This is a genomic window from Hungatella hathewayi WAL-18680 (genome assembly GCF_000235505.1).
Lineage (GTDB): Bacteria > Bacillota > Clostridia > Lachnospirales > Lachnospiraceae > Hungatella_A > Hungatella_A hathewayi_A.
The window spans coordinates 2,308,288-2,333,206 of the sequence record NZ_JH379027.1; the positions used below are offsets into that span (position 1 = coordinate 2,308,288).

Genomic DNA, 24,919 nt, shown 5'->3' on the forward strand with positions numbered 1-24,919 from the left:
CCTTTATCGCTACATTATAGCAAAGTTTTTATGGCAATTCAACTCCAATGATTTCCCACCACCCCAAATCTGGAGAGAAAATGTAGAAAAATTGACAATCATTCACATTTTTGATGTTTTGTGATTGATTTTGTAGAAGAATTCTACTATAATAAATCAAATAGGGATAATAAGTTCAAGGAGGAACTATAAAAGGCATGAGTAAGAAGACTAACAGAAGCGATAATAATTTTAAGAAAGCGGTCAATGAACTTCTGGGGTATCCGGTAGATGAGGATTTAGATGCAGAGGTTTTTGAAACGGAAGGACCGCAGTTCTTCGATATGTCTGATGACGACGAGGATGAGGAGACGACATACAGCACTGCTTCCAGTGCGGCGCCCTATCAGAGTGTGGAGGCAGCAGCATCAGCAGCAGCACCGGACCCGATTCCGGAACCAGTTCAGCAGGAGCGCACTCCATATGTGACTGAGTCCACCGTTGCGGCGGATATGGAGATTATGGGTAACGTCAGTTCCAGCAGCAACATGACCATCAGCGGCCGTATTATCGGCAACGTAGTCTGCGGGGGTAGTGTATTGATTGGCGGCGAGGTTGACGGAGATATCTCCGCGGCTGAGATGGAGATTTGGGGAAGCGTCAGCGGCAACATCACCGTGGCCGGCAAGGTTACCATCTGTAACGGAGCGCAGGTCAAGGGCGATATCATTGCACATGAAGTAATAACAGACGGTACCAGCGAAGGCGATATCAAGGTAGAAGGAAAGGTTGTATTCCAGACCTCTTCCGTAATTATGGGAAATGTTTACGCCAAGACATTCGAGATGAGTGCCGGTACCAAGATTAAAGGTTTGGTTAAGACATATGATTGATGAATCAGCGCGGAGGTATATGAATGGATAATCAGAACGAGTTAGAGCGCCCCTATATCGGAAGTGTGCGATTCTATAAACACCTGATCCTGACCGTACTTGCGTTGATTATCATAATTCCTATCAGTACCAGTATTTTATTGTGTTACAGACAGACCGTACTTAACAAGAAATATGAGAAGCAGAATGAACTTGTGGTTCAGCAGACCGAGCGTATCAGGGAACTGGAGGTGCTGGCGAGGCCGGTGATAGAAGTGGAGAACAAGGCCGGTGACGGCGACATTTCTGACACCAGCAGTGTGAAGGACAGCCTGGACTGGAATCTGATGGTGGTGAACAACCACACGGGGCTGCCGGAAAATTTCACGGTGAAGCTGGAAGAAGTACAGGATGGGCAGTTCGTGGACGAGCGGATTGCAAAACCGCTGGAAGAGATGATAACGGCCGCGGCGGATGCCGGGGTGAAGCTTCATATCTATTCTTCCTACCGCAGCGCGGAGAAGCAGCAGAATCTGTTTCAGACCTCCGTGGCCCAGTATATGGCGGAGGGAGATACTTATAACCAGGCATTTTACAAAACGAAGCGGAAGATAGCTCTGCCAAGTGAGAGTGAGCATCAGACCGGACTGATGGTGGACATCATCAAACTGGGCGATGACAACACGGAGGATTTGGCCGAGGGAACGACTGCGGAGATGGAGTGGCTGGTGGCAAACTGCGCCGACTACGGTTTTATCCAGCGGTATCCGGAGGGAAAGACCGATATCACTGGGATTGACTACGAGCCTTACTGTTACCGCTATGTGGGGGAAGAGGCGGCCAGGGTCATTATGGACAGCAAGATTACGCTGGAGGAATATGTGAATAAAAAATGAGAACAAGTTATCGAATTCTGTACCGGGGAGGAAGCGGGGAGTTAGTTGAGAAAAAATCCCGTTTTATTGCCACGGTGCGGCCGGTGCATACGGAAGAGGAAGCCGTCTCCTTTATAGAAGAGATGAGAAAGAAATACTGGGATGCCAGCCACAACTGCTATGCGTGGGTGATTGGCAGTGACGGCCAGCAGCGGTGCAGCGATGACGGGGAGCCGTCCCTGACCGCGGGACGTCCCATGCTGGATGTGCTGCTGGGGGAAGACATCTGCGATGTGTGCGTGGTAGTCACCCGCTATTTTGGAGGAACACTGCTGGGAACAGGCGGCCTGGTGCGTGCCTACCAGGGAGCTGTGCAGGAGGGCCTGAAAAACTGCCAGGTTTTGTTAAAGCAGCTGGGTAGAAAGTTGAGACTCACGACCGACTACAACGGTATCGGTAAGATACAGTATCTGCTGGCGCAGCGGGGAACCACCATCCTGGATACGGAGTACACGGATAAGGTGGTGGTGACGGTTCTTGCGCCTGTGGATGAGGCGGACAGCCTTGTTAAGGATTTAACGGAAGCCAGCAGCGGCCGGGTGCAGATAGAGGCGGCAGGAGAGACCTGTTACGGAGTGTTGGAAAAAGAAATCATTCTCTTTGAGGAGTGACTTTTTTCATTAATATAGAGAGACTTTGCAGATTTTTCTTGCAATTGGGCATGTGTAATGATATACTATCAAATTGTGATAGATTAGACAGGCTAAGGACAGAGCAATCGTCCTTAGTTTTTTTTGAGAAAGAAGAGAATACCTTATGAAGATGAAACGAGAAGATGTAAGAAATATTGCGATTATTGCCCACGTTGACCATGGCAAAACCACACTGGTGGATGAACTGTTAAAGCAGAGCGGTGTGTTCCGCGCTAACCAGGAGGTGGCAGACCGTGTCATGGACTCCAACGATATCGAGCGGGAGCGGGGCATTACCATCCTGTCCAAGAACACCGCAGTGTACTATAAAGATACGAAGATTAACATTATCGACACCCCAGGCCATGCCGATTTCGGCGGCGAGGTGGAGCGTGTGCTGAAGATGGTTAACGGCGTTATCCTGGTGGTGGACGCCTACGAGGGCGCCATGCCCCAGACCAAGTTCGTTCTGCGCAAGGCCCTGGAACTGGACCTTTCCGTCATTGTGTGTATCAACAAGATTGACCGCCCGGAGGGAAGACCGGTGGAGGTGATTGACGAGATTCTGGAGCTTCTCATGGATTTGGACGCTTCGGACGCCCAGTTGGACTGCCCGTTTATCTTTGCCTCGGCCAAGTCCGGATTTGCCAAGAAGAACCTGGAGGATCCGGAAGTGGATATGAGCCCGCTGTTTGAGACCATTATCGAGCACATCCCGGCCCCGGAGGGCGACCCGGATGCGGACACCCAGGTGTTAATCAGCACCATCGACTACAACGAGTATGTGGGCCGTATCGGTGTCGGAAAAGTGGACAACGGAACGATCCGGGTCAACCAGGAGTGTGTCATGGTGAACCATCATGAGCCGGATAAGATGAAGAAGGTGAAGATTGGCAAGCTGTATGAGTTTGACGGTCTGAACAAGGTGGAGGTGCAGGAGGCGACCATCGGAGCCATCGTGGCCATCTCCGGAATCACGGACATTCATATTGGGGATACCCTTTGCTCCGTGGAGAATCCGCAGGCCATTCCGTTCCAGAAGATTTCCGAACCCACCATCGCCATGAACTTTATGGTCAATGACAGCCCGCTGGCCGGTCAGGAGGGCAAGTATATCACCTCCAGACATATCAGAGAGAGATTGTTCCGGGAACTGAACACCGACGTCAGCCTCCGTGTGGAGGAGACCGATTCTCCGGACTGCTTCAAGGTGTCCGGACGTGGAGAACTTCATCTGTCCGTTCTCATTGAGAATATGAGACGCGAGGGCTTTGAGTTTGCCGTCAGCAAGGCGGAGGTGCTGTACCATTACAACGAGAGAAACCAGAAGCTGGAGCCCATGGAGCTGGCCTATATCGACGTGCCGGAGGAATTTACCGGAGCGGTTATCCAGAAGCTGACATCCAGAAAGGGTGAGCTTCAGGGCATGAGTCCGGCCAACGGCGGCTACACCAGACTGGAATTTGAGATTCCCGCCAGGGGCCTCATTGGCTACCGCGGGGAGTTTATGACGGACACCAAGGGAAATGGTATCCTGAATACGGTATTTGACGGCTACGCGCCGTTTAAGGGCGAGTTGAGTTACCGGAAGACCGGTTCCCTGATTGCCTACGAGTCAGGGGAATCCATCACCTACGGCCTGTTCAGCGCCCAGGAGCGCGGTACGCTGTTTATCGGGCCTGGCGTGAAGGTGTATTCCGGTATGGTCATCGGACAGAACCCAAAGGCGGAGGACATCGAGATTAATGTCTGCAAGACGAAGAAGCTGACCAACACCCGTTCCTCCAGCGCCGACGAAGCGCTGAAGCTGACCACGCCGAAGGAGATGAGCCTGGAGCAGTGCCTGGACTTCATCGACACGGACGAGCTGCTTGAGATTACCCCAACCAGCCTTCGAATCCGCAAGAAGATTCTGGACCCAACCATGAGAAAACGTTCCGCCATGAACAAGAAATCCCAGATGTAGTTTTGTCTGGATAAATGCATAAGAGTGTCAGAAAAACGCCGGAAATAATAAGTTTCCGGCGTTTTTTCGTGCGTCCGGAGTTTTATGTAAAGGCCGATTTTGCGGAAAATCGCTGTCAAAATAAGACGAACGTTTTTTGGAATGACATTGGAATTCTTTTCATAAACTTAATATTAGCTACGAGCAAAAACAAAAAAAGTGAAGGAAGAGGAGAAATACAATGTCAGAAAAAATGATTGAGAACAACAAGGTATGTGTAATTGGAGAAATTGTTTCAGGATTTACCTTTAGCCATGAAGTGTTTGGGGAGGGGTTCTATCTGGTGGACGTGGCGGTGAGCCGTTTGAGCGACCAGGCGGACATTATCCCGTTGATGATATCAGAGCGTCTGATTAATATAAATGAGAATTATGAGGGCTGTACCATCGAGGCCCAGGGGCAGTTCCGCTCCTACAACCGTCATGAAGGGGCGAAGAACCGTCTGGTGCTTTCCATCTTTGTGCGGGAGATTACGTTTATGGAGGAATTCACGGATTACACCAAGACCAACCAGATATTCCTGGACGGCTATATCTGCAAGGTGCCGATTTACCGGAAGACGCCGTTAGGGCGCGAGATTGCGGACCTTCTGGTGGCGGTGAACCGTCCCTACGGGAAATCCGATTACATACCCTGCATCGCCTGGGGAAGAAATGCCAGATACGCCTCCGGTTTTGAGGTGGGCGCCCGTGTGAAGCTGTGGGGCAGAGTCCAGAGCCGGGAGTACACCAAGAAAATCAGCGATAACGAGTGCGAGAAGAGAATCGCCTACGAGGTTTCCGTCAGCAAACTGGAGAGCGGAGAGATGGAGATGAGGGAGGAAATGTAGCCGTCCGCCTTGTCAGGAACTTAAGGGAATTGTAAGAAAACTTGCAAATCCGTTAAATATATGTTAAGATAAGCAGGTTTCCAATGATATAACAGGAAGCATTCTCAGAAGTTGATTCTTAGAAGGAACAAGAAAACGCAGGAAAAGGAAATACATAGAGGTACAAAGCATGAAAAACGGAAGTGTGGAAGTGATATGTGGTGCCGGTTTGGGTAAGACATCTCTGGCTATCGGCAAGGGCATCATGGCACTGACAGAACAGAAATCGGTTATCATGATTCAGTTCCTGAAAGGGAACCGGAAGGAGGACCAGGACGCGCTCAAGAGCCTGGAACCGGATTTCAAGATATTCCGCTTCGAGAAGGCGGATGCCTTTTTCGAAGACCTGTCCGAGGAAGAGAAGGCAGAAGAGTTAATCAATATCAAAAACGGGTTTAATTTCGCCAAGAAGGTGATTGCCACCGGAGAGTGCGACGTGCTGATTCTGGATGAGGTGCTGGGGATTATCGACCGGAACATCATCGAGTTGGAGGAGTTTGAAAAGCTGGTGTCCTCCAAGGAGGACGACATGTCACTGATTCTCACGGGCAAGATATTCCCGGAGAAGTTACGACCCTACGTGGATGCAATCTCCGTCATCGACTATATTGACGTTGACAAAGAGAGGCAACCGTGATAGGATAATTTCATAAGCAAAAGTAGAGGTTGCGCGAATCAAGAGTAGACCGCCGGATGCAGCAGGTGCAGACGAGGGCGGTGGAAAGGGAGAGCGCCGAAGAGGAGTACTTCCTGACAGTACAAATCTGGGCATATGGTGAAGAACCTTATGACTGTCATCCGTGTCTGGATGGGGAGCTACTTAAAGGAAACAAACTTTAGGGGGCTGATATCCATACAATGTCAGCCCTATTTTAATGGCTGAAATGATGAATCAATGGCTGGAATAATGAACCAATGGGGTAAAGGAGGATTTTAGTATGGCAATTTTTGAAGGTGCGGGCGTAGCCCTGGTAACTCCGTTTCACGAGGATGGAACCGTAAATTATGAGAAGCTGGAAGAGATTATTGAGGAGCAGATTGCCGGCGGGACCGACAGCATTATCATCTGCGGGACCACAGGGGAATCGTCAACCATGACTCACGAGGAGCATTTAGACGTGATCCGCTACTGCTGTAAGGTGGTGAATAAGCGGATTCCGGTGGTGGCCGGGACCGGCTCCAATTGTACCAGGGAAGCCATCGATATGTCGAAAGGCGCCGAGAGCGTGGGGGCGGACGGCCTGCTGCTCGTGACGCCATACTACAATAAGGCCACCCAGAACGGCCTGATCCAGCATTATACCGCCATTGCCAACGCGGTGAAGATACCGGTGATTTTGTATCACGTTCCCAGCCGGACCGGGGTGACCATGACTCCTGAGACCATGGCGGCCCTGTTCCACCAGGTGGACAATATCGTTGGAGTGAAGGAAGCCAGCGGCAATTTCTCCGCCATCGCGAAGCTGATGAAGCTGACGGACGGAAAGATGGACATTTACTCCGGAAATGACGACCAGATTGTGCCGATTCTGGCACTTGGCGGCAAGGGCGTTATCTCCGTTTTGTCAAACGTGGCGCCGGCCCAGACCCATGAAATCTGCGCCTCCTATTTCGCAGGCGACGTGGCAAAGAGCGCCCGGATGCAGATTGATGCGATTCCGCTGGTGGAAGCATTGTTCAGCGAGGTGAACCCGATTCCGGTGAAGGCGGCCATGAATCTGATGGGCAAGGAGGTAGGACCGCTTCGCCTGCCGCTGACAGAGATAGAGCCGGCCCACAGGGAGAAACTGGCCCAGACGATGAGAGAGTACGGCATTTTAAAATAAAGAATCTGCCTCGGCAGACTCTCGCGCCGGAGTGCGCATCCATAAAAAATAGGGAAAGAACAGGAGAGCGACATGGTCAGAATGATAATGCATGGCTGCAATGGCGCCATGGGACAGGTGATCACCGGTCTTGTGTCTCAAATGGAAGATATTGCCATAGTAGCCGGAATTGATATGGCAGATAATAAGCAAAATGAGTATCCGGTTTTTACTTCTCTGGAGGACTGCGATGTGGCGGCTGATGTCATCGTGGATTTCGCATCGGTGAAGGCGGTGGACCATCTGCTGGACTACTGTGCGGCGAAGAAGCTGCCGGTTGTGGTATGTACCACCGGTCTTTCGGAGGAACAGACGGCCAAGGTGGCCGAGACGGCGAAGGAAGTGGCAGTGCTCCGCTCCGCCAACATGTCCCTGGGTGTCAATCTTCTATTAAAACTGGTGGCCGAGGCGGCGAAGACTCTGGCGGCGGCCGGATTTGACATGGAGATTGTGGAGAAGCATCACAACCAGAAGGTGGATGCCCCCAGCGGCACGGCCCTGGCACTGGCAGATTCCCTGAATGAGGCCATGGGCGGGGAGTACCACTACCAGTACGACAGAAGCACAAAAAAGGAAAAACGTAGACAGAAAAGAAATCGGCATCCAGTCCGTCCGCGGCGGCTCCATTGTGGGAGAGCACGATGTGATATTCGCGGGACAGGACGAGGTAGTGACCTTCAGCCACACGGCGTACTCCAAAGCCATTTTCGCAAAAGGCGCCATCGAGGCGGCCAGATTCCTGGCAGGGAAGCCGGCCGGTCTCTACAACATGTCCGATGTAATTGGATAAATGTACCACCATAAAACATTCTCCGTCTACACATAATAGTGTTAGAAAGAAGAAAGGAGAATGCTATTATGAAGAAAATCAAAGTATATGTATTTGGCCTGTTACTGGCCATGGCTGTATTTGCAATGACGGGATGCAGCAACAAAGACAATAACGCAAACAACACCACATCCGCTGCCGGAACCCAGACCACCACACAGGGTGTCACAACCGGAGCCGGAGAGTCCTCCGGAATGGGGACAAACGACAACAGCGGCACCAATGACACCAACAGCGAGAGCAGCACGGGAGTCATCGGCGGCATCGTTGACGATGTGGAACGCGGTGTCAATGATGTGGTTGACGGAACATCAGCTACCACAAATAACTCAGACGAGACAACCAAATAAGGAATACACAGTATGGGTAACAAAAGCAGAGAGGTTGGTGACGGCCTCTCTATTTTTGTGCCATGATTTGGGGCTTGAAGCGCGGGGCTTTCCTGTGTTATACTGAGTGTCTATTCCGCAAATTCTGTGGAGGTGGTATCCTTTTATGAGAAGATTCCGAAGAAAGCCCTGGCGGAACTATTCAAGGGCGTCCGTATATTCCTTATCCCGCTATATCCGATATGTCTGCTGCGTCATCCTGGTTTGGGAGATGGCTTTTTTTGCGAGGGAATCTCTGGGAGCGGGCGGCGGACTGTGCCGTATGAGCAGTATTCTGGAGACGGAGACTGCGGCAGCGGAGGAAGACGTTAAAAAGGCGCCGGACAGGACTTACGGCATCCGTTTCCGGCTGGAGGATGGGGAAATCGATGTTTACAGAAAAGAAAAATTGAAAAGTACTAATTAGTAATTGTTATAAATAAAGTTATTGTATTTGCATACTGCCTGTATTATAATTTCTACTGAAACAATGTTCTTTTATCTATGCAACTTATAAATTATGTAAAGGATAGGTGGATACCAATGGAGAAAAAAGAGTTATTGTATGAAGGAAAAGCGAAGAAAGTTTACACAACTGAGGACCCGGATGTATTAATCGTGTCTTACAAGGACGATGCGACCGCATTTGACGGCTTGAAAAAGGGTACCATTGTGGGAAAAGGCGCTATCAATAACCGTATGACGAACCATATCTTCAAACTGTTTGAGGCAGAGGGGATTCCGACGCATCTGGTGGAGGAGTTAAACGACAGAGAGACCGCTGTCAAGAAGGTGGAGATTGTTCCGTTGGAAGTCATCATGAGAAACTTCTCAGCCGGCAGCTTTGCCAAGAAGATGGGCATGGAGGAGGGCGTGAAGTTCAGCCAGCCGACCCTGGAGTTCAGCTACAAGAACGACGATTTACATGATCCATTCATCAACGAGTCCTATGCACTGGCGCTGAACCTGGCTACCCAGGAGGAGATTGACACCATCAACACCTATGCGCGCAAGGTCAACGAAATCATGATAAAATACTTTGACAGCCTGAACCTGGATTTGATTGATTTCAAGATTGAGTTCGGCAGATACCACGGACAGATTATTCTGGCGGACGAGGTGTCCCCGGATACCTGCAGACTGTGGGACAAGGACACTCATGAAAAACTGGATAAGGACAGATTCAGAAGAGACCTGGGAAATGTGGAGGATGCTTACAACGAAGTGTTCCGCAGACTGGGCATCGAGTAAGAGTTGACGGAAACGGTTAAAAGACCGACATTGACTGACTGGAAAGGGTATCTATGAATCAATATTTAGAGCAGAGCACAAGTGACGGAATCCATGAGGAGTGCGGCGTCTTCGGAATCTATGATTTCGGGGGCGGGGAGGTGGCGTCAACCATCTATTACGGGCTGTTCGCCCTCCAGCACCGTGGACAGGAAAGCTGTGGTATCGCGGTCAGCGATACCGAAGGACCGAAGGGGAAGGTTAACGCTTACAAGGGGATGGGGCTTTGCAACGAGGTGTTCACGCCGGAGATTCTGGAAGGTCTCCACGGCAATATCGGCGTGGGACACGTGCGCTATTCAACTGCGGGGAGCAGTACCCGTGAAAACGCGCAGCCCCTGGTGCTGAATTACGTAAAAGGCACCCTGGGTCTGGCACACAACGGCAATCTCACCAACGCGCCTGCGCTTCGCAGGGAGCTTGAGTACACCGGTGCCATCTTCCAGACAACCATTGATTCAGAGGTGATCGCCTACCACATTGCCAGGGAGAGAATTAAAACGGCAAGCGTGGAGGAGGCGGTGGCCAATGCCATGAAAAAGATTGAGGGCGCCTACGCGCTGGTGATCATGAGCCCGAGGAAGCTGATTGGGGCGAGAGACCCCTTTGGGTTTAAGCCGCTTTGTATCGGGAAGAAGGATGACGCCTATATTCTGGTGTCGGAGAGCTGTGCCCTGGATACGCTGGGGGCATCCTTTATCCGGGATGTGGAGCCGGGGGAGATTGTCACCATCACGAAGGACGGCATTCAGTCCGATACCAGTATGTGCCTGCCGGATAAGAAGAAGCAGGCCAGATGTGTGTTTGAATATATTTATTTTGCAAGGCCGGACAGCGTGTTTGACGGAGTCAGCGTTTACCACTCCAGAATCTACGCCGGACGGTGCCTTGCCAAGGATTCGCCGGTGGAGGCCGATCTCGTGGTGGGAGTGCCGGAGTCGGGCAATGCGGCGGCTCTGGGATATTCCATGGAGTCGGGGATTCCCTACGGGACGGCGTTTGTGAAGAATTCCTATGTGGGACGAACCTTTATCAAACCCAAGCAGAGCAGCCGGGTATCCAGCGTTCGGGTGAAACTGAATGTGCTTAAGGAGGCGGTGGCCGGAAAGCGGGTTATCATGATTGATGACTCCATCGTCCGGGGAACCACCAGCCACCAGATTGTCAGGATGCTGAAGGACGCGGGAGCAAAGGAAGTCCACGTCAAGGTCAGCGCCCCGCCATTTTTACATCCCTGCTATTTCGGGACGGATATTCCGTCGGAGGAGCAGCTGATTGCATATGGGAAGACGGTGGAGGAGGTCTGCAAGTTGATAGGGGCCGATTCCTTGTCCTATCTCCAGATGAACCGGCTGAGTGAGCTGGCGGAGGGACTGCCTATCTGTACGGGGTGTTTCAGCGGAGAGTATCCGATTGCGCCGCCGAAGGAAGATATTAGAGGGGACTACACGAGGTAACTTCATATTAGTATATAATTGTTTAGAAGGAGATTTTCACATGAGCAACGACAAATACCAAAGCCCTCTATCCGAGCGCTACGCCAGCCAGGAGATGCAGTATATCTTCTCCCCTGACAAAAAATTCCGCACCTGGAGACGCCTGTGGATTGCCCTGGCCGAGACGGAGAAGGAGTTAGGTCTTCCCATCACCCAGGAGCAGATCGACGAACTGAAATCCCACCAGGATGACATCAATTACGACGTAGCCAAAGCCCAGGAAAAGCTGGTCCGCCACGACGTTATGTCCCATGTTCACGCCTACGGAGTCCAGTGCCCCAAAGCCAAGGGCATCATCCACTTAGGCGCTACCTCCTGCTATGTGGGAGACAACACGGACATCATCATCATGACCGAGGCATTGCGCCTGGTCCGCAGGAAGCTGTTAAACGTGATGGCAGAGCTGTCGAAATTTGCCGACGCCTACAAGAATCTCCCGACCCTGGCTTTCACCCATTTCCAGCCAGCCCAGCCCACTACCGTGGGAAAGCGGGCCACGCTGTGGCTCCAGGAACTCTATCTGGATTTGGAGGACTTAGACCATGTCATCTCCACCATGAAGCTGTTAGGTTCCAAGGGTACCACCGGAACCCAGGCCAGCTTTCTGGAGTTATTTGACGGCGACCACGAGAAATGCCGGGAGGTGGACCGGAAAATCGCGGAGAAAATGGGCTTCGACGGCTGTTACCCGGTATCCGGCCAGACCTATTCCCGTAAAATTGACACCCGCGTCTTAAACGTGCTGGCCGGCATTGCCCAGAGCGCCCACAAGTTCTCCAACGACATCCGCCTGCTTCAGCATTTAAAAGAAGTGGAGGAGCCCTTTGAGAAAAACCAGATTGGCTCATCCGCCATGGCCTACAAGCGGAACCCGATGAGAAGCGAGAGAATTGCCTCCCTGTCCAACTATGTGATGTCCGACGTGATGAACCCTATGCTGGTGGCATCCACCCAGTGGTTTGAGCGGACCTTGGATGACTCCGCCAACAAGCGCTTAAGCATTCCGGAGGGCTTTCTGGCTGTAGACGGAATCCTTGACCTGTACTTAAACGTGGTGGACGGTCTTGTGGTGTACCCGAAGGTAATCGAGAAGCATTTGATGGCTGAGCTTCCTTTCATGGCCACCGAAAACATCATGATGGACGCGGTAAAAGCCGGTGGCGACAGACAGGAGCTTCACGAGAGAATCCGCCAGCTGTCCATGGAGGCCGGAAAGAACGTGAAGGAGCGCGGGCTCGACAATAACTTGTTGGAGCTGATTGCGGCAGACCCCGCCTTTGGCCTAAGCTTAGAAGCGCTGCAGAAGACCATGGATCCGGCCAAATATGTAGGCCGCGCGCCGAAGCAGGTGGAAGAGTACTTAGAAGAGGTCATTCGCCCGATATTAGACGAGAACCGTGAGATTCTCGGAATGAAGGCGGAGATTAACGTGTAGAATATAGAACCGTTATACAAGTTCATGATAGAAAAAGAATGCTGCTTCCCAACATTAACCGGGGAATGACAGCATTCTTTTTTATTCCAATCACATGGAGCGCATCCGCCCGGACTGTTCCCGTCCCGGAAACTCGTCGGGGATATCGTTGGTGGCATCTGCCGTTCCTGGCAAGTCAATCTCGGGGATGTCCCCATCTCCGTAAGGCGCCGGTGTCTCATAAGGAGAGCCTTCCTGTTCTTTTCTTCCCATGACTATTCTCCTTTCCTTTTCTTTCTAGTATGGATTCTTTTCTATGCAAAATGTGTGGGAAATAGAACCAATTTCAAAGATTTTCATAAGCTATAATATAGAATTTCAAAAATGAAAGGAGTAATTTCATCCTATGGATTGTTCTAATATGAATCAGAGGCGCTGTGGCTGCAACTGCGGCTGTGGCTGCCGTCCACAGATGATGATACAGCCGGATTTTGACTGCAGCTGTGGAGAACCGCCAACCATGATTCCGGACCGCCCGGTAATCGAACCAAGAAGGGTAGAGAGGCCAGCCGCTTCCTGTGGCTGTGCGGAAGGAGGAACGCTGATGCCAAACCGCCCCATGCCAATGCCGAAACCGTGCTGTGAGGCCGTGATGCCGGAGCGCCCAATGCCGATGCCGAAACCATGCTGCAATGCCACAATGCCGGCGCAGACCCGCTGTGACTGCCCAAACACCGGTGTCGGTGGAATGGAAATGTATCCGATCGCCATGGGTTATATTCCGTGGCAGCAGTGGCAGCAGACCTGTGCGTTAGACAGAGGTCTTGCGAGGGGAACCATTTTCCCGGAACTTGACTTACCGTTTGTGATGGGGAGGTGCCGATAATGATGAACATGAATATGGATTTGGCCCAGATGAACTGCTCCCAGATGAATTGTGAGCAGCTTCTCGCCCTGGTATACCAGGCCAGCTTCGCTATGGATGACGTAACCTTATTTTTGGATTCCCATCCATGTGATATGAACGCACTGAATTACTATCACTATGTAGCGAACCTCAGAAAAGAAGCCATGAGGGCTTACCAGTCCCAGTGCGGCCCACTGATGATTGACCAGGTGGAATCCTGCGATTACTGGAACTGGGTTGACGACAAATGGCCATGGGAAGGGGGATGCAGATAATGTGGAGATATGAAAAACGATTACAGTACCCGGTAAACATCAGTCAGCCAAACCCGCAGATGGCTCAGTTTATTATGTCACAGTACGGCGGCCCTGACTGTGAAAACAGATACCGTGCACGACAGTATTTCACACGGATTCACACATAGTAATGAAATTCAAACCTGTTTTCCTGCCGGTGGTAGACGATTTTCTTCAACACCCGCCGGAGGGCGGCGCCCTTTCGCTCATAGCTGACAGCCGGATTGGCAATCAGTTCGAGGGCGGTGTGGATGTCTGCCATGGCATCCGCTTCCTGTGAGGCCGCTGGAGCGTTTTTTGCCTCTCCATGGATAAGAGATGCAAGTTCCGCCGTCAGACGCTCACGTTCGGCCTTTAAACGCTCCTTATTGGCCTTGTATTCCTCCAGACTGTCAATACTATTCTCATAGGCATCTCTGATTTTCTGTTCCCGCTTATCCAGGCGGGAGAGGGCGGCTTCCAGAACAGTTCTCTCATCCGCCGGTGTCTCTGTCCCCTTCGTCTCATATTCATAGAATATGGTTCCGGCCGCCAGGACGGCTTTCAGAGAGTCCAGAACCGCCGCTTCCGCCTGCTCCACAGAAAGGTAACAGGAGCCGGTATGGTATCCTTTGGTGTATTTCCAGCACTGAAAATAGGCGGAACGCCCCTGGCGGCTTTTGGAGCGGTTCACGGACAGGCTGGCGCCGCAGGTGCCGCAGACAAGCAGACCGGAGAGCCAGTGGCGGCAGGAGGAGACCTCTCTCCGGTTTCCGGGGCGGTATTCCCGGTCCAGCCGGTCCTGATTTTCCTCAAACACATCGGTGATGACCGGGCGGACCTCGTGGGGACCGTGAAACACAATGCCGTTCCACTCCACAACGCCGATATAAAACCGGTTGCGCAGAATGCGTTCCACTGTCCGCCGCTCAAAGGGATTGCCACGTCTGGTGCGGTAGCCCCGCCGGTTGCACTCCCGGGCCACGGCGTTGATATCGTGGCCGGCGTGGTAGTAGTTGTGGATAAAGGCGGCGATGGCGTACTCCTTCTCATTGATGACGTGGGGGCGGCCCTTTCCTGCGGCGTCGTAGCCCAGGCATGGGGTCGACTGGTAGCCCTTGTGGCTGGCCTTGTCATTCATGCTCCGAAGCACTTCCCCCGACAGATTGACGGAGTAATACTCGTCAAACCACTCGATAATCGTCTCAATCAGCCGCCCAAACATGCCCTCGGCGATGGGCTCCGAGACGCTGATGATATCTATCCCGCACTTTTTGCGGAGAATCCCCTTGTAAAACGTACTTTCCTCCTGATTCCTGGCAAACCGGGAGAATTTCCACAGATACAGCCGGGTAAAGGGAGCGGGGCTCCGGGATTTCGCCAGGGAAATCATCCGCTGGAATTCCGGCCGGTTGTCGGCCTTGCGCCCGGAAATTCCCTTCTTCTCCATAAAAATATATTCCTCCGGAATCGTCCACCCGTCCGCCCTGGCCGCATCCAGGATGACATGGAGCTGGGAATCCGGCGACAATTCGGTCTGGTCTTCAGTGCTGACGCGGATGTAAGCCGCGGCGATTTTGACAGCGTCGGTTGTCTGCATAATATCATCTCCCTGTACAGGATATGAACGCCCGGCGAAAATCATACGCCGGCCGGCCGTGGCATTCCTGGCGGGGGAATTGCGGTCTTTAACGATATCATTGTCAAAACGGCGCACCCATAGCCCTGGAATCGGGGGAGAGTGGGTCATCGAAGGTATTGTAGGAAAACGCCGTCCGGCTGTTCCAGCTGCTGCAGGAGAGGCAGGTGAAGGAGTTGTAGATTTTCCGGCCGCAGCAGGGACAGGTCTCGTTGATGTAGACGAATTTTCCGGCGTCCTCATTATAAAAATGCCGGTATATCTCCCGGTCCGTCATGGACATCCGGTAGGCCGCAATCCGGTGCCAGCGGCGGTAATCGTCAAAGGCAATCTCCGCGGCCTCCTCGCTCAGCGCGAAGATCCTGGAGACATCGGCGGCATTTTTACATCTGGAATAGTGTATCGCCATCCTGGGAGCCAGGATATAGCTGGCGAACTTGTTGGCGTCCGATTCACTCTGGGAGTCCAGAATGATATGTCCCAGCTCGTGCATCACGGAAAACCGCACCCGCCGCCTGGGCCTGGAATGGTTGTAAAACAGGGTGTCGTCGAGAATGCAGGCGTCACTGCTCAGGGAGAGGCAGGCATTCTTTTTCGACTGGGGAAGGCAGTGGTAGGGGACGATTTTATAGCCGTAATGTTCCATCACCTCCATGCAGTCAAAGGGATAGGAGAGGATCCGGCATTCTCTCAACACGGACAAAACTCCACGGTGTATCTCCTCGAAATCCAATGAATATCACTCCTTATAGAACGTTTGTTCGATAAAAACAGTATACCATTCCGGCACGGCCATGTCAATGGGAATTGGCAGGAGAATTCCGGCAACAAGTACAAACCGCCCCACATAATATTTAGGAGAAAGGGGTGGTGCCATGGCAGAGCCGGCGATGGAAATTTATATTGAGGTGGATGGGGAGAGTGTTCTCCTGGAGGAACTGCCGGAGCAGGAGAGGCTGCGAATCAGCCAGCGCCTGCAGGAATGCCTGATGGAGCCGCTAGGTTACAGGGAGAAACCGGCTCTCTGAACTTTGTTCCACCGGCTGCCCAATCTGAAAAAAACAGTTTCTTAATTGCGTTTCCCAAAGAAATATTTTCCATATAATGGTATTATCATTTAGTGGAGTAGGGCCAGCCATGGAAGAGGGAGAAGAGGAGGAACTATGATTACATATGACCCATTCTGGGAAACGTTGAAAAGAAAAGGAATACGACAGATAGATTTGTTTCGCGATTATCGTTTCAGCACCGGACAGATGAGCCGGTTGAGAAGTAATTTGTACATATCAACCCATACCGTTGAGGTATTATGCAGGATTTTGGAGTGTGATGTAGAAGATATCATGAAATTTGTACCGGATGATAAACCGAAGATTTAAGAAGTAACAGCATGGAAGCCCTACTCCATGCCTGTGGGAGTATCTGTTTTGACACTCCGGAGGCCCTGACGGTGAAATGGGAGCGGCGATGCGTTATCTGTCCCAGCGGTACGCCATGCCATATAAGGAAGGCAAGGCCGTGCTGACGGATATCGGTACGGAGGAGTTGGCGCATTTGGAGATTGTGGCGTCGATTATTCATCAGCTGACCAGAAATCTGACACCGGAGGAGATTGCGGCGTCCGGATTTGGTCCTTACTATATTGACCATACCACTGGAATCTGGCCGCAGGCCGCCGGAGGCGTGCCCTTCAATGCCTGCGAGTTCCAGTCCAAGGGCGACCCGATTACCGACTTATTCGAGGACCTCGCTGCCGAACAGAAGGCCAGAAGCACCTACGACAACATTTTGCGTGTGGTGAAGGACCCGGAGGTCTGCGACCCCATCCGCTTCTTAAGAGAGCGTGAGGTGGTGCATTTCCAGAGATTTGGCGAAGCGCTGCGCCTGGTTCAGGATAATTTGGACAGCAGAAACTTCTACGCGTTCAACCCAGCATTTGACAAACCGTCCATGGCAAAGGCGGACGGATGTAACTGTGGAAAGTAAGCATATGGCGGAGAAACGGGAGCTTTCAGAGGTACTTGGAATTCTGTCCACCAGCGCGCCGGAATCCTATGCCATCATAAAGGGAAGCCAGGAGTATCCACAGATACAGGGGATTGTACGGTTCTATTCCATCTGGGATGGGACCCTTGTGGCGGCCGACATCTACGGTCTGCCCCAGGGAAGCGGCGCTTGTTCGGGAAAGGTCTTCGGTTTTCACGTCCACGAGGGGGACCGCTGTCTGGGAAATGCTTCCGACCCCTTCGCCCAGACGAAAGGCCACTACAATCCCGGAAACTGCGAGCATCCGGAGCATGCCGGGGATATGCCGCCCCTGTTTGGAAATGACGGCTTTGCCATGATGATGTTCTACACCGACCGGTTCTTCCCGGAAACAGTGGTGGGACGCACGGTTGTCATCCACTCCATGCCCGATGATTTCAAAACCCAGCCGTCCGGAGACTCCGGAATGAAGATTGCCTGCGGGGAGATTAAAGAAAATAAAATGTAGCAAAAGGGGATATTCCCCATAAAAAACAGGCCGCTGCCACTACTTCAAACATCTGTAAGTAGTGACAGCGGCCTGAGCCATGTGATTTAATCGAGCCGTATCAGATGACTGCCGCCCGGCGCCTCCGTATCCAGCCGTCCGGCAAGAGACTCGATTCCATCCGTGAGTTTGGCCAGCTGCCTATCATCGAGAGAAGACAGGGCCTCAAAAAAAGCCTTGAAAATTCGCTTTCATAAACCGGTCCACCATCTGTTCATAGAATTGTTCTCCCAGTCTGCTGGCCCGCAGGATGATATTTTTCCGATTATCTGCCGCCTTATATTTTTCCACAAGGCCCAGTTTGGCCAGCTTTGAGGAATATTTCGTCAGGGTGCTGGTCGCAATGCCCAAATCCTGGGAGATGTGGGCCATGGGAGAATAGCTGTCCGGATGTTCCAGAAGATATTCCAGTACCTGCCATTCCTGGGCGGACAGGCTAAAGCCGTAATCCGTGTAATCTATCTGAAGGGTGGAATTTCTTGCGGCGATGTTATTAAAACGGACAATCGCGGCAACCACCTCACCGTATCGTCCTTTCCAATTCTGTTTCATAAGTCAATACCTCTCCTGTCAGTATATACCACCCCCTTTATTTTTGTCAATTGCTTGTATCATCGCGCCCGATATCAGGAAATCATCATGGCAAGGCAGTTGGTGCTGACCATACAGAACGAAATGATAGCGGTGCCAATGATGATTCCGGCATAGAAGCTGTTGGTCTTTTTCCTGATATACAGGGCCAGCGCGGTGGCGACGCCAAACTGAGGAATCACGTTGAGCAGCAGGTCCATGTAGAAATGGGCAAAGTGCCCGGTGTAGAATGGTTTATCCAGCCGAAGGATGATCTGGTAGACCACGAACAGCGCTGTCATGCCAACCAGGCCGACGATGGAGCCAATCAGTATGGAGGCGGCCATTCCCCTGCCGTTTTTCTCCTTCGGGAACTGGAGGCAGTTGCCCGCCAGCTGAAACAGGGTAAAATAGGGCAGCAGTACGACGAAATACCATGGCATGGCGGCGAACCGTTCCCCGCTGAATGGGCGGATGCTAAGCGTCCAGATATGCAGATCCGTATTGGCATACCGATAGATCAGCAGGAGAATCGAGTAGGCACTCAGGAACAGGATGCCTGCAAACACTGCGGATTTCACAAGGTAGGCCAGTGTGATCCGATTGCCGCCGGAAAAGCAGGAGAAGCCGTATGTACTTAAATTTCCTCCCTGTTTTTTTCCGTATTTTGCATGGTAAATCAGGAAGAACAGCAGCAGTCCCACCGCGGAATAAAGCGTCCAGACGACATAGCCGTTGGGTGTCGTTCCCAGCTGGAACAGCTTGTTGGAAGCTAATTGATTGCCTGCCGCGGTTCCTGGGAAGAAAAAGAGCAACGGGATCAGCGTGAGAATCAGCGCGCAGGTCCACCAGCCTTTGGAGCGGTAGGTAAATCCGACACTTGTCTCCGGGAACTCCAGTTTCAGGCTGGAGAACAGACTGGAATCCAGCAGGATGCCCGCCAGGCTGAACAAGAACATGACAAGGCCAAGGATTGTGGCGGCAAGTCCGAATATCTTCCAGCCATAGATCAGATTTCCCTCCGGGATTGGATTGGGGGCTGCCATGGCATTCATGACGGACTGTACTTCCAGGCGGATGAAAGGCCCGGATATCATGTCATCCTGATGGGTCTGGTTCAGCGGATAGAAAATTCTCGCGGTTCTGTCCTCCCAGGAGCCGTAAAGCTTGTTGGGCTCGATGACATCCGTGCCAAATATGGCGGTCAAAAATTCGTCCTGATAAATCTCGTCAAAGGTTGAGAGTCTTGCCAGAATACCTTCATCGTGCTCCCCTGAAATCTGTACAAAGTTGAAGTCGTATTCCGGAAGAGCGTCATTGTAAATGACATCCGAAATCACCAGGGACACCGGTCTTTTGGTGGAAAGACGGTAGCTGTAAAGAGACCCCATGGAATGTCCGCCAACGCCTATCTGGTCCGAATCCACAAATGCGAGGGATGCCAGATAGTCATAAACGGTATCCAGCTCCATGGCTCCCTGATTGGTCCAGTACTGCTGTGCCGGATTGACCTGGGTATCCCCGCAGCCGGAATAATCCATCACCGCCACGACGTAGCCGCGTCTGGCCAGCTCCGAAGCCCAAGGGCTTGCGATGTCTGACGGACAGTCTCCGCCGGGACAGATAATCATGGCCGGGGCGGGATTTGCTGGGGCCGAATCCGGTACATAGAGATTGGCGGACACTTTGTAACCGTCATCATCCATGAGATACAGGCGCTGGGTTGTTACCCTGCCAAAACTTGTGTCGATTCCATAGGATAAAAGGGAACCCAGAATCATAATGAGTAGTGCAGCTGCCAAAATCCTGACTTTCTTTTTCATTTCATACCCTCCTGTAATGGTGTGTTACCAATTGTGATAGTTATATCTTATAATATTATTCTTAAATAAACGATATTATTTATACATAAATAATATTGGGGAGGTTTGTGAGATATGCTCAACGTTTTTTAGAAAAACTTTTCGCGTGGCATGCCCATAGTCTGGGGGCCCCGTGAGAGGGGGGCGAAAAAAATGTAAATAGTGCTTGTCAAATTTCCGTTTATCCGTTATAATAACACCCATGGGGGTATAGCTCAGCTGGGAGAGCGCTTGAATGGCATTCAAGAGGTCATGGGTTCGAATCCCACTATCTCCATGAGAAAAGGCTAGCATTTGCTAGTCTTTTTATTATGGGATTTAGGCTGTTGAGTGCGTTAGAATTCCTCGAGTGAGGAATGGAGACGTGCGAAACAAAAAACACCCGCTGTGCGGGTGCGAGTTAGGAAGTTAATGCAAATAATTCTTTACAAACAGAACGTATGTTTGTATAATGAGGTTATAATGAAAAAGATTTATGTTTTGTATTGACAAGCCGATGATTATCAATTAAGTTTTAGATATAGTATTTAAAGTTAAAACAAAAGAGGTGCAGGGCCATCGACGCAAAACATATAAAAAGTATTGAGTATGTAATACCAAATGGGGTTACAGAGCCTTTGATGTGTATTTTGGATGATGATAGGTGGGCTGTCGTAAAAACATTCAATAATGTACAAGGTAATTTAGCTTTGGTTAACGAATATATATGCTATAGACTGGCTGAGATTTTGAATCTTCCTATGCCTGCGTCAGGAATATGTATTTGTGATTCTAATACGGCTGACACAAATGGTTTGATAAACGCAAATAATTTAGGATATGGTTTTTATTCTACTTATCTTAAAAAGAATACTTTGCTAAAATTGGGTATTATGAAATATGTTGTAAATATTGACGTTTTTTATAAATTGGTTATATTTGATCATGTAGTGTATAATATGGATAGAAACATGGGTAATTTATTAGTTGAATATAAAAAGAAAAATATTTATGTTTCAGTTATAGATCATACTCATGTTTTTAAGAATCAGACGATTTGGAATGAGGTTTGTTTTAGGCAGGGGATGGAGGAAAGGGATTTTAATGATACCTCTATAATGGAGAAAAATGATTTTCTATATCAAATGTTTTATAGGACTATTGACATACAACATAATAAACTTGTTGATAGTGCTCACGAAATTTGTGAAATGATCACAGATGAAGTTTTGAATGATATAGTATTAGAGGTACCAAAGGAATGGGGAGTCAGTGAAGAGGATATGGTTGCATTACAAGAATATCTTTTTTATAGGTTGAGCCATATCGATGAAATTTGTAAGGTAATTATTGATTATATAAAAGCTTAAGGAGGTAATGAGATGGATATTATTGAATATACTGCATTGAAATATTACAATTCATGCGTATCTGAGGAATGCCTGTACTTAGGAATGCTTTTTAATAACCTTACTAAGAACACTAGGGTGTTTAAAAGTATTAGAAATTTTAAAAGACTTGAGTCTTTTGATGATGAAATTAATATTGAGTTTTTCAAAGATTACCTTTGTAGTATAAAAGCAGAAATAGAGGATAATATATTTAATTACGATAAAGCGTTTAATTTGAAAGAATATATTAAACCATATGTAAATGAGTTACGTTTTTCATCTATAAAAACTGAAAAAACAGATGATCCCGATTTTATAGAAAATATGGTTAAGCTTTTTTTGAAATTTGATTATGATAAAAAGCAACGGTTGTCAAAAGAAACTGAAAAAAAATATATTAAAAAAGTTTTAAAATCTTCACATATTGATTTTTCAGAAGAACCTATTATTGGTAAATATAATGAAAATATTAGACTTGATTTGGTGACTGATAATTATGGAATTAAATTATTTAAATTTGAAGGAAAAGACCTAACCAGATTGGTTACTAATGCTAAAGCATGGGCCTATAACGCTAGAGAGATGAAAGATGCTAAAAAGATTGTTTTCCTATATGACGTTGATTTTGAGAATTCCGAGAAATTTGATACTATCATCAAAATATTGAAAGAAGATGCTTTTAAGGTAATGCCATATGAAACAGGAATAGACTATATAACCAATATTACAAGTGATTAATTATAAGGCCGTCAACATATTCGTTGATTGGCCTTATTTTATGTCACTATTTTTACGGTGGTTCTGAATCAAATTTTTGAGCCTTACGGTATGGTAATGCTAGTTCGAAGTGAGCATGTGAAACATTTTCTGTTAATAGAGCTTTATAGTTTACTAGGATAAAATAAAAAATCATAGGAGGCCTTTTATGATGGCAAGAGAAAGGAAACTGGTGAACAAAGTACAAATGACAGACAGAAAACATAACATTACTCAGCAGTTTCTTCAGGAATATGATATCCAATCAGCAGAAGATATTCAGGATGTTCTCAATGAGATTTGATACTATAGCCACAATAAGGAGAACTTTCTGCACTATCAGAAACGCCTTCACGTCCACATTCGGGACAAATTGATTAATGTCATAATATTAATCCTTCTGAAACGATGAATTTTTCATGCAATCACAATTTGTCTTCAACTAATATAAAGTCTAGACAACTTAATAAATGCGTTGATAAATCATACAAATATATTAGTAAATTATCTAGTTTTGTGATATGATAAAAGAAAATTTCTGTAATTATGCAAGGGAGGAAATATGGGATTAGTTGCTGCTAAATGTACACAATGTGGAGCGAATATTGAAGTTGATGAAACAAAGGAAGCAGGAATATGCAAGTATTGCGGTACAGCCTTTATTACGGAAAAAGCAATTACAAATTACAATACTTATGTGACAAATAATAACAATTTTGTTGGAGCAAATATAAGTGTTGTTGGTGGGGATACAGAGAATTTATTAGCATTGGCGAAAAATGCTCTATCCGTTAATAATCAAACAGACGCTTTGAAATATTGTGAAAAAGCATTAGAAATTAATGCTAAATTGTCCGATGCGTGGTTTGTTAAAATGCAAGCTGAAAAAATAAAGGCTATGAAGGCTGAACATACAATTGACAGTGTTAACATTATAAAAGCGATTGCCGCATCTGGAAATAATGCAATTCAATATAATGACACTGATGAACTAAAACATGATGTACATCTATTTTATTTACAGAGTATCAAGGACTTATTATTATCAAATAAATTGGCATATGAGATAACAAACATACAAGAAATCACCATGTTATCAATGCAAAATCAAAGTGTAGCACTAGCCAAAGACCAAATGTTAATGTTAGCATTAAATGCTAAAGATGTTATCACAATGGGATTACTTGACAATATCCCGAAAGAAGAATTTGTTACATATAGTGATTACAGAGAAGTGCTTATTGAATGTATTAATACTTATGTTGATGAAAAAGATTCTTATAAAAAACGTGTTTTGATTTACGGTGCAACACCAAATGTAGAAGCAGCTAGAACTATGCGAGAATGGTATGATAAAACGAAATCATTGTTAAATGTCGATGAACGTGCAAAAGTAAAAGAGTGGACATTGGTTGGTTCATCTACGCCTCTTCAAAGTAATAATAGTGTGACAAGTAGCTCAAATGGATGCTATATTGCAACTTGTGTATATGGTTCTTATGACTGTCCGCAAGTATGGACGCTACGCAGATTTAGAGATTATACTCTTGATAAAAATTGGTATGGGAAATTATTTATAAAGAGTTACTATGCACTTAGTCCTAAATTAGTCAAACATTTTGGAGAAACAACATGGTTTCAAAAATTTTGGAAATGTGAGTTAGATAAAATAGTCGAAATGTTAAATAAAAAAGGTATTAGTAATGAAGAGTATAAAGATAAGTATTAATATATAAGTATAATGTCATATTTATTGAGGGTATAATCCTATACATACACGCAAAAATTAGGTCCGTATACAGACCCACCAACAAAGAAAATATCACCAACAATATTTTGATAACTTAGATGGAAAAAAATATATGCATAACGAAAATGGAATGCCCTTAATCAAAGGGGCGTTCCATTTGTCTTTAATAATTTCGTGTTGCATGACTGCGAAAAATAGTGTATTATAGATAAAAAATGCGTTAAAAACGGAAAAATGATTCCTTAAGAAACATAGCATTTATAAGGATTTCCCATATATACAGGCTTTTGGAGGACTTTTATTTTTGGGTTCGAATCCCACTATCTCCACGGATTGGGGAAGTTCTGATAGTCAGGGCTTCCCTCTTTTATTGAAATTTTGAGAAGAGACCGGTTCGGATTTGACAGGTGGACGTATGAGAAAGAGGAAGGTACAGATGAGAAATAAGAATTTTTGGGTGCTGCTGTTGTTATTGCTGTCGGGGATTGTGCTGGGAGGATTTCTGGGCAGTCTGGCGGAGGGGATATCCTGGCTGAACTGGCTGAATTTTGGACAGGCGTTTGGGCTGGATACGCCGCTGGTGCTGAATCTGGGGATACTGGTTGTCACCTTCGGGCTGAGCATCCGGATTACCATGGCCAGCATTATCGGGGTGGCTGTGGCGCTTATCATTTACAGATATATTTAAAACAGTTGCATTTTTT

Annotated in this window: 27 protein-coding genes, 1 tRNA gene, 3 pseudogenes and 1 riboswitch; of the genes and pseudogenes, 26 read left to right on the top strand and 5 right to left on the bottom strand. The window is 48.3% G+C overall.

The genetic code is table 11. The features are described from left to right. The first annotated feature begins 197 nt into the window (after window positions 1–197). The 13 genes and pseudogenes from HMPREF9473_RS10300 (at window position 198) to purB (ending at window position 12,574) form a co-directional block, all read left to right on the top strand. Window positions 198–872 carry a bactofilin family protein gene (locus HMPREF9473_RS10300; protein ID WP_006780044.1) on the top strand — a complete coding sequence of 225 codons (675 nt, stop codon included), beginning with the start codon at window positions 198–200 and terminating at the stop codon, window positions 870–872. Between the two features lie 23 nt (window positions 873–895). After that, window positions 896–1,747, top strand: coding sequence for a M15 family metallopeptidase (locus HMPREF9473_RS10305; RefSeq protein WP_006780045.1), 852 nt, complete (start codon window positions 896–898; stop codon window positions 1,745–1,747). Beyond that, window positions 1,744–2,397 carry a YigZ family protein gene (locus tag HMPREF9473_RS10310; RefSeq protein WP_006780046.1) on the top strand — a complete coding sequence of 218 codons (654 nt, stop codon included), beginning with the start codon at window positions 1,744–1,746 and terminating at the stop codon, window positions 2,395–2,397. The genes HMPREF9473_RS10305 and HMPREF9473_RS10310 overlap by 4 nt, the downstream gene beginning before the upstream one ends. A gap of 145 nt (window positions 2,398–2,542) precedes the next feature. Continuing rightward, window positions 2,543–4,384, top strand: coding sequence for a translational GTPase TypA (gene typA / locus HMPREF9473_RS10315; RefSeq protein ID WP_006780047.1), 1,842 nt, complete (start codon window positions 2,543–2,545; stop codon window positions 4,382–4,384). Window positions 4,385–4,604: 220 nt separating this feature from the next. After that, a complete protein-coding gene (locus HMPREF9473_RS10320) occupies window positions 4,605–5,252 on the top strand; it encodes a single-stranded DNA-binding protein (protein WP_006780048.1) in 648 nt (215 codons plus the stop codon). Between the two features lie 169 nt (window positions 5,253–5,421). Beyond that, window positions 5,422–5,928 (top strand): cob(I)yrinic acid a,c-diamide adenosyltransferase, encoded by a 507-nt coding sequence (locus HMPREF9473_RS10325; protein ID WP_006780049.1) that lies wholly within the window; start codon window positions 5,422–5,424, stop codon window positions 5,926–5,928. A gap of 15 nt (window positions 5,929–5,943) precedes the next feature. Then, a riboswitch (Lysine riboswitch) is annotated at window positions 5,944–6,118 on the top strand. Window positions 6,119–6,229: 111 nt separating this feature from the next. Continuing rightward, window positions 6,230–7,117: a 4-hydroxy-tetrahydrodipicolinate synthase gene (gene dapA / locus HMPREF9473_RS10330; protein ID WP_006780050.1), complete on the top strand. Its 888-nt coding sequence runs from the start codon at window positions 6,230–6,232 to the stop codon at window positions 7,115–7,117. A 72-nt stretch (window positions 7,118–7,189) separates the two neighbouring features. After that, window positions 7,190–7,946: pseudogene (gene dapB, locus HMPREF9473_RS10335) on the top strand (4-hydroxy-tetrahydrodipicolinate reductase). A 68-nt stretch (window positions 7,947–8,014) separates the two neighbouring features. Further along, window positions 8,015–8,335, top strand: a complete 321-nt coding sequence (locus HMPREF9473_RS10340; protein ID WP_006780052.1) for a hypothetical protein — start codon at window positions 8,015–8,017, stop codon at window positions 8,333–8,335. Between the two features lie 145 nt (window positions 8,336–8,480). Further along, window positions 8,481–8,780 (top strand): hypothetical protein, encoded by a 300-nt coding sequence (locus tag HMPREF9473_RS10345; RefSeq protein WP_006780053.1) that lies wholly within the window; start codon window positions 8,481–8,483, stop codon window positions 8,778–8,780. Between the two features lie 116 nt (window positions 8,781–8,896). Further along, entirely contained in the window at window positions 8,897–9,604 is a 708-nt protein-coding gene (gene purC / locus HMPREF9473_RS10350; protein WP_006780054.1) for a phosphoribosylaminoimidazolesuccinocarboxamide synthase, read from the top strand. Between the two features lie 53 nt (window positions 9,605–9,657). Beyond that, entirely contained in the window at window positions 9,658–11,100 is a 1,443-nt protein-coding gene (gene purF, locus HMPREF9473_RS10355) for an amidophosphoribosyltransferase (protein WP_006780055.1), read from the top strand. 40 nt (window positions 11,101–11,140) lie between these two features. Beyond that, window positions 11,141–12,574, top strand: a complete 1,434-nt coding sequence (gene purB / locus HMPREF9473_RS10360) for an adenylosuccinate lyase (RefSeq protein WP_006780056.1) — start codon at window positions 11,141–11,143, stop codon at window positions 12,572–12,574. A 90-nt stretch (window positions 12,575–12,664) separates the two neighbouring features. Here the strand turns inward: purB and HMPREF9473_RS27695 are convergent, their stop codons facing one another. Beyond that, a complete protein-coding gene (locus HMPREF9473_RS27695) occupies window positions 12,665–12,826 on the bottom strand; it encodes a hypothetical protein (protein ID WP_006780057.1) in 162 nt (53 codons plus the stop codon). A 133-nt stretch (window positions 12,827–12,959) separates the two neighbouring features. On the opposite strand from HMPREF9473_RS27695, the gene HMPREF9473_RS27125 reads away from it, so the two are divergent. From HMPREF9473_RS27125 to HMPREF9473_RS26810, 3 genes and pseudogenes are all read left to right on the top strand, one after another. Further along, on the top strand, window positions 12,960–13,439 hold the full coding sequence (locus HMPREF9473_RS27125; RefSeq protein ID WP_006780058.1) for a spore coat associated protein CotJA: 480 nt from the start codon (window positions 12,960–12,962) through the stop codon (window positions 13,437–13,439). Continuing rightward, window positions 13,439–13,735, top strand: a complete 297-nt coding sequence (locus tag HMPREF9473_RS10370) for a spore coat protein CotJB (protein WP_006780059.1) — start codon at window positions 13,439–13,441, stop codon at window positions 13,733–13,735. The genes HMPREF9473_RS27125 and HMPREF9473_RS10370 overlap by 1 nt, the downstream gene beginning before the upstream one ends. Next, a pseudogene (locus HMPREF9473_RS26810) lies at window positions 13,735–13,863 on the top strand (manganese catalase family protein); the annotation flags it as partial. The gene HMPREF9473_RS10370 and the pseudogene HMPREF9473_RS26810, both read left to right, overlap by 1 nt. Window positions 13,864–13,874: 11 nt before the next feature. On the opposite strand, the gene HMPREF9473_RS10375 reads toward HMPREF9473_RS26810, so the two are convergent. Further along, window positions 13,875–15,335: a recombinase family protein gene (locus HMPREF9473_RS10375; protein ID WP_006780060.1), complete on the bottom strand. Its 1,461-nt coding sequence runs from the start codon at window positions 15,333–15,335 to the stop codon at window positions 13,875–13,877. 103 nt (window positions 15,336–15,438) lie between these two features. Beyond that, the gene (locus tag HMPREF9473_RS10380; RefSeq protein ID WP_006780061.1) at window positions 15,439–16,107 is read right to left on the bottom strand and encodes an ImmA/IrrE family metallo-endopeptidase; all 669 of its coding nucleotides are present in this window, start codon (window positions 16,105–16,107) and stop codon (window positions 15,439–15,441) included. A gap of 157 nt (window positions 16,108–16,264) precedes the next feature. Here HMPREF9473_RS10380 and HMPREF9473_RS27330 point away from each other — a divergent pair, with 157 nt between their 5' ends. The 4 genes and pseudogenes from HMPREF9473_RS27330 (at window position 16,265) to HMPREF9473_RS10395 (ending at window position 17,868) form a co-directional block, all read left to right on the top strand. Then, window positions 16,265–16,402, top strand: a complete 138-nt coding sequence (locus HMPREF9473_RS27330; protein WP_207636793.1) for a hypothetical protein — start codon at window positions 16,265–16,267, stop codon at window positions 16,400–16,402. A 135-nt stretch (window positions 16,403–16,537) separates the two neighbouring features. Further along, window positions 16,538–16,753: a helix-turn-helix domain-containing protein gene (locus HMPREF9473_RS10385; protein ID WP_006780063.1), complete on the top strand. Its 216-nt coding sequence runs from the start codon at window positions 16,538–16,540 to the stop codon at window positions 16,751–16,753. Window positions 16,754–16,811: 58 nt separating this feature from the next. After that, window positions 16,812–17,360 (top strand): annotated as a pseudogene (locus HMPREF9473_RS10390) (manganese catalase family protein); the annotation flags it as partial. Between the two features lie 4 nt (window positions 17,361–17,364). Further along, on the top strand, window positions 17,365–17,868 hold the full coding sequence (locus HMPREF9473_RS10395) for a superoxide dismutase family protein (protein WP_006780065.1): 504 nt from the start codon (window positions 17,365–17,367) through the stop codon (window positions 17,866–17,868). Window positions 17,869–18,072: 204 nt separating this feature from the next. Here HMPREF9473_RS10395 and HMPREF9473_RS10400 read toward each other — a convergent pair whose 3' ends face one another. Together HMPREF9473_RS10400 and HMPREF9473_RS10405 are read right to left on the bottom strand one after the other, a co-directional pair. Continuing rightward, on the bottom strand, window positions 18,073–18,459 hold the full coding sequence (locus HMPREF9473_RS10400) for a MarR family winged helix-turn-helix transcriptional regulator (protein ID WP_006780066.1): 387 nt from the start codon (window positions 18,457–18,459) through the stop codon (window positions 18,073–18,075). A gap of 74 nt (window positions 18,460–18,533) precedes the next feature. Then, a complete protein-coding gene (locus HMPREF9473_RS10405; protein WP_006780067.1) occupies window positions 18,534–20,300 on the bottom strand; it encodes an alpha/beta hydrolase in 1,767 nt (588 codons plus the stop codon). 243 nt (window positions 20,301–20,543) lie between these two features. Between HMPREF9473_RS10405 and HMPREF9473_RS10410 the strand changes: the two genes are divergently transcribed. The 6 genes from HMPREF9473_RS10410 (at window position 20,544) to HMPREF9473_RS10430 (ending at window position 24,903) form a co-directional block, all read left to right on the top strand. Beyond that, a tRNA-Ala gene (locus tag HMPREF9473_RS10410) sits at window positions 20,544–20,616 on the top strand. 304 nt (window positions 20,617–20,920) lie between these two features. Next, complete coding sequence (locus HMPREF9473_RS10415) at window positions 20,921–21,688, top strand: HipA family kinase (RefSeq protein WP_347509120.1); 768 nt, start codon at window positions 20,921–20,923, stop codon at window positions 21,686–21,688. A 12-nt stretch (window positions 21,689–21,700) separates the two neighbouring features. Continuing rightward, entirely contained in the window at window positions 21,701–22,447 is a 747-nt protein-coding gene (locus tag HMPREF9473_RS10420) for a hypothetical protein (RefSeq protein WP_006780069.1), read from the top strand. A gap of 187 nt (window positions 22,448–22,634) precedes the next feature. Continuing rightward, window positions 22,635–22,769 carry a hypothetical protein gene (locus HMPREF9473_RS28390; protein ID WP_006780070.1) on the top strand — a complete coding sequence of 45 codons (135 nt, stop codon included), beginning with the start codon at window positions 22,635–22,637 and terminating at the stop codon, window positions 22,767–22,769. A 258-nt stretch (window positions 22,770–23,027) separates the two neighbouring features. Then, window positions 23,028–24,194 (top strand): CFI-box-CTERM domain-containing protein, encoded by a 1,167-nt coding sequence (locus HMPREF9473_RS27700; RefSeq protein WP_006780071.1) that lies wholly within the window; start codon window positions 23,028–23,030, stop codon window positions 24,192–24,194. A 457-nt stretch (window positions 24,195–24,651) separates the two neighbouring features. Next, the gene (locus tag HMPREF9473_RS10430) at window positions 24,652–24,903 is read left to right on the top strand and encodes a DUF4321 domain-containing protein (RefSeq protein ID WP_034858264.1); all 252 of its coding nucleotides are present in this window, start codon (window positions 24,652–24,654) and stop codon (window positions 24,901–24,903) included. Window positions 24,904–24,919: the final 16 nt, after the last annotated feature.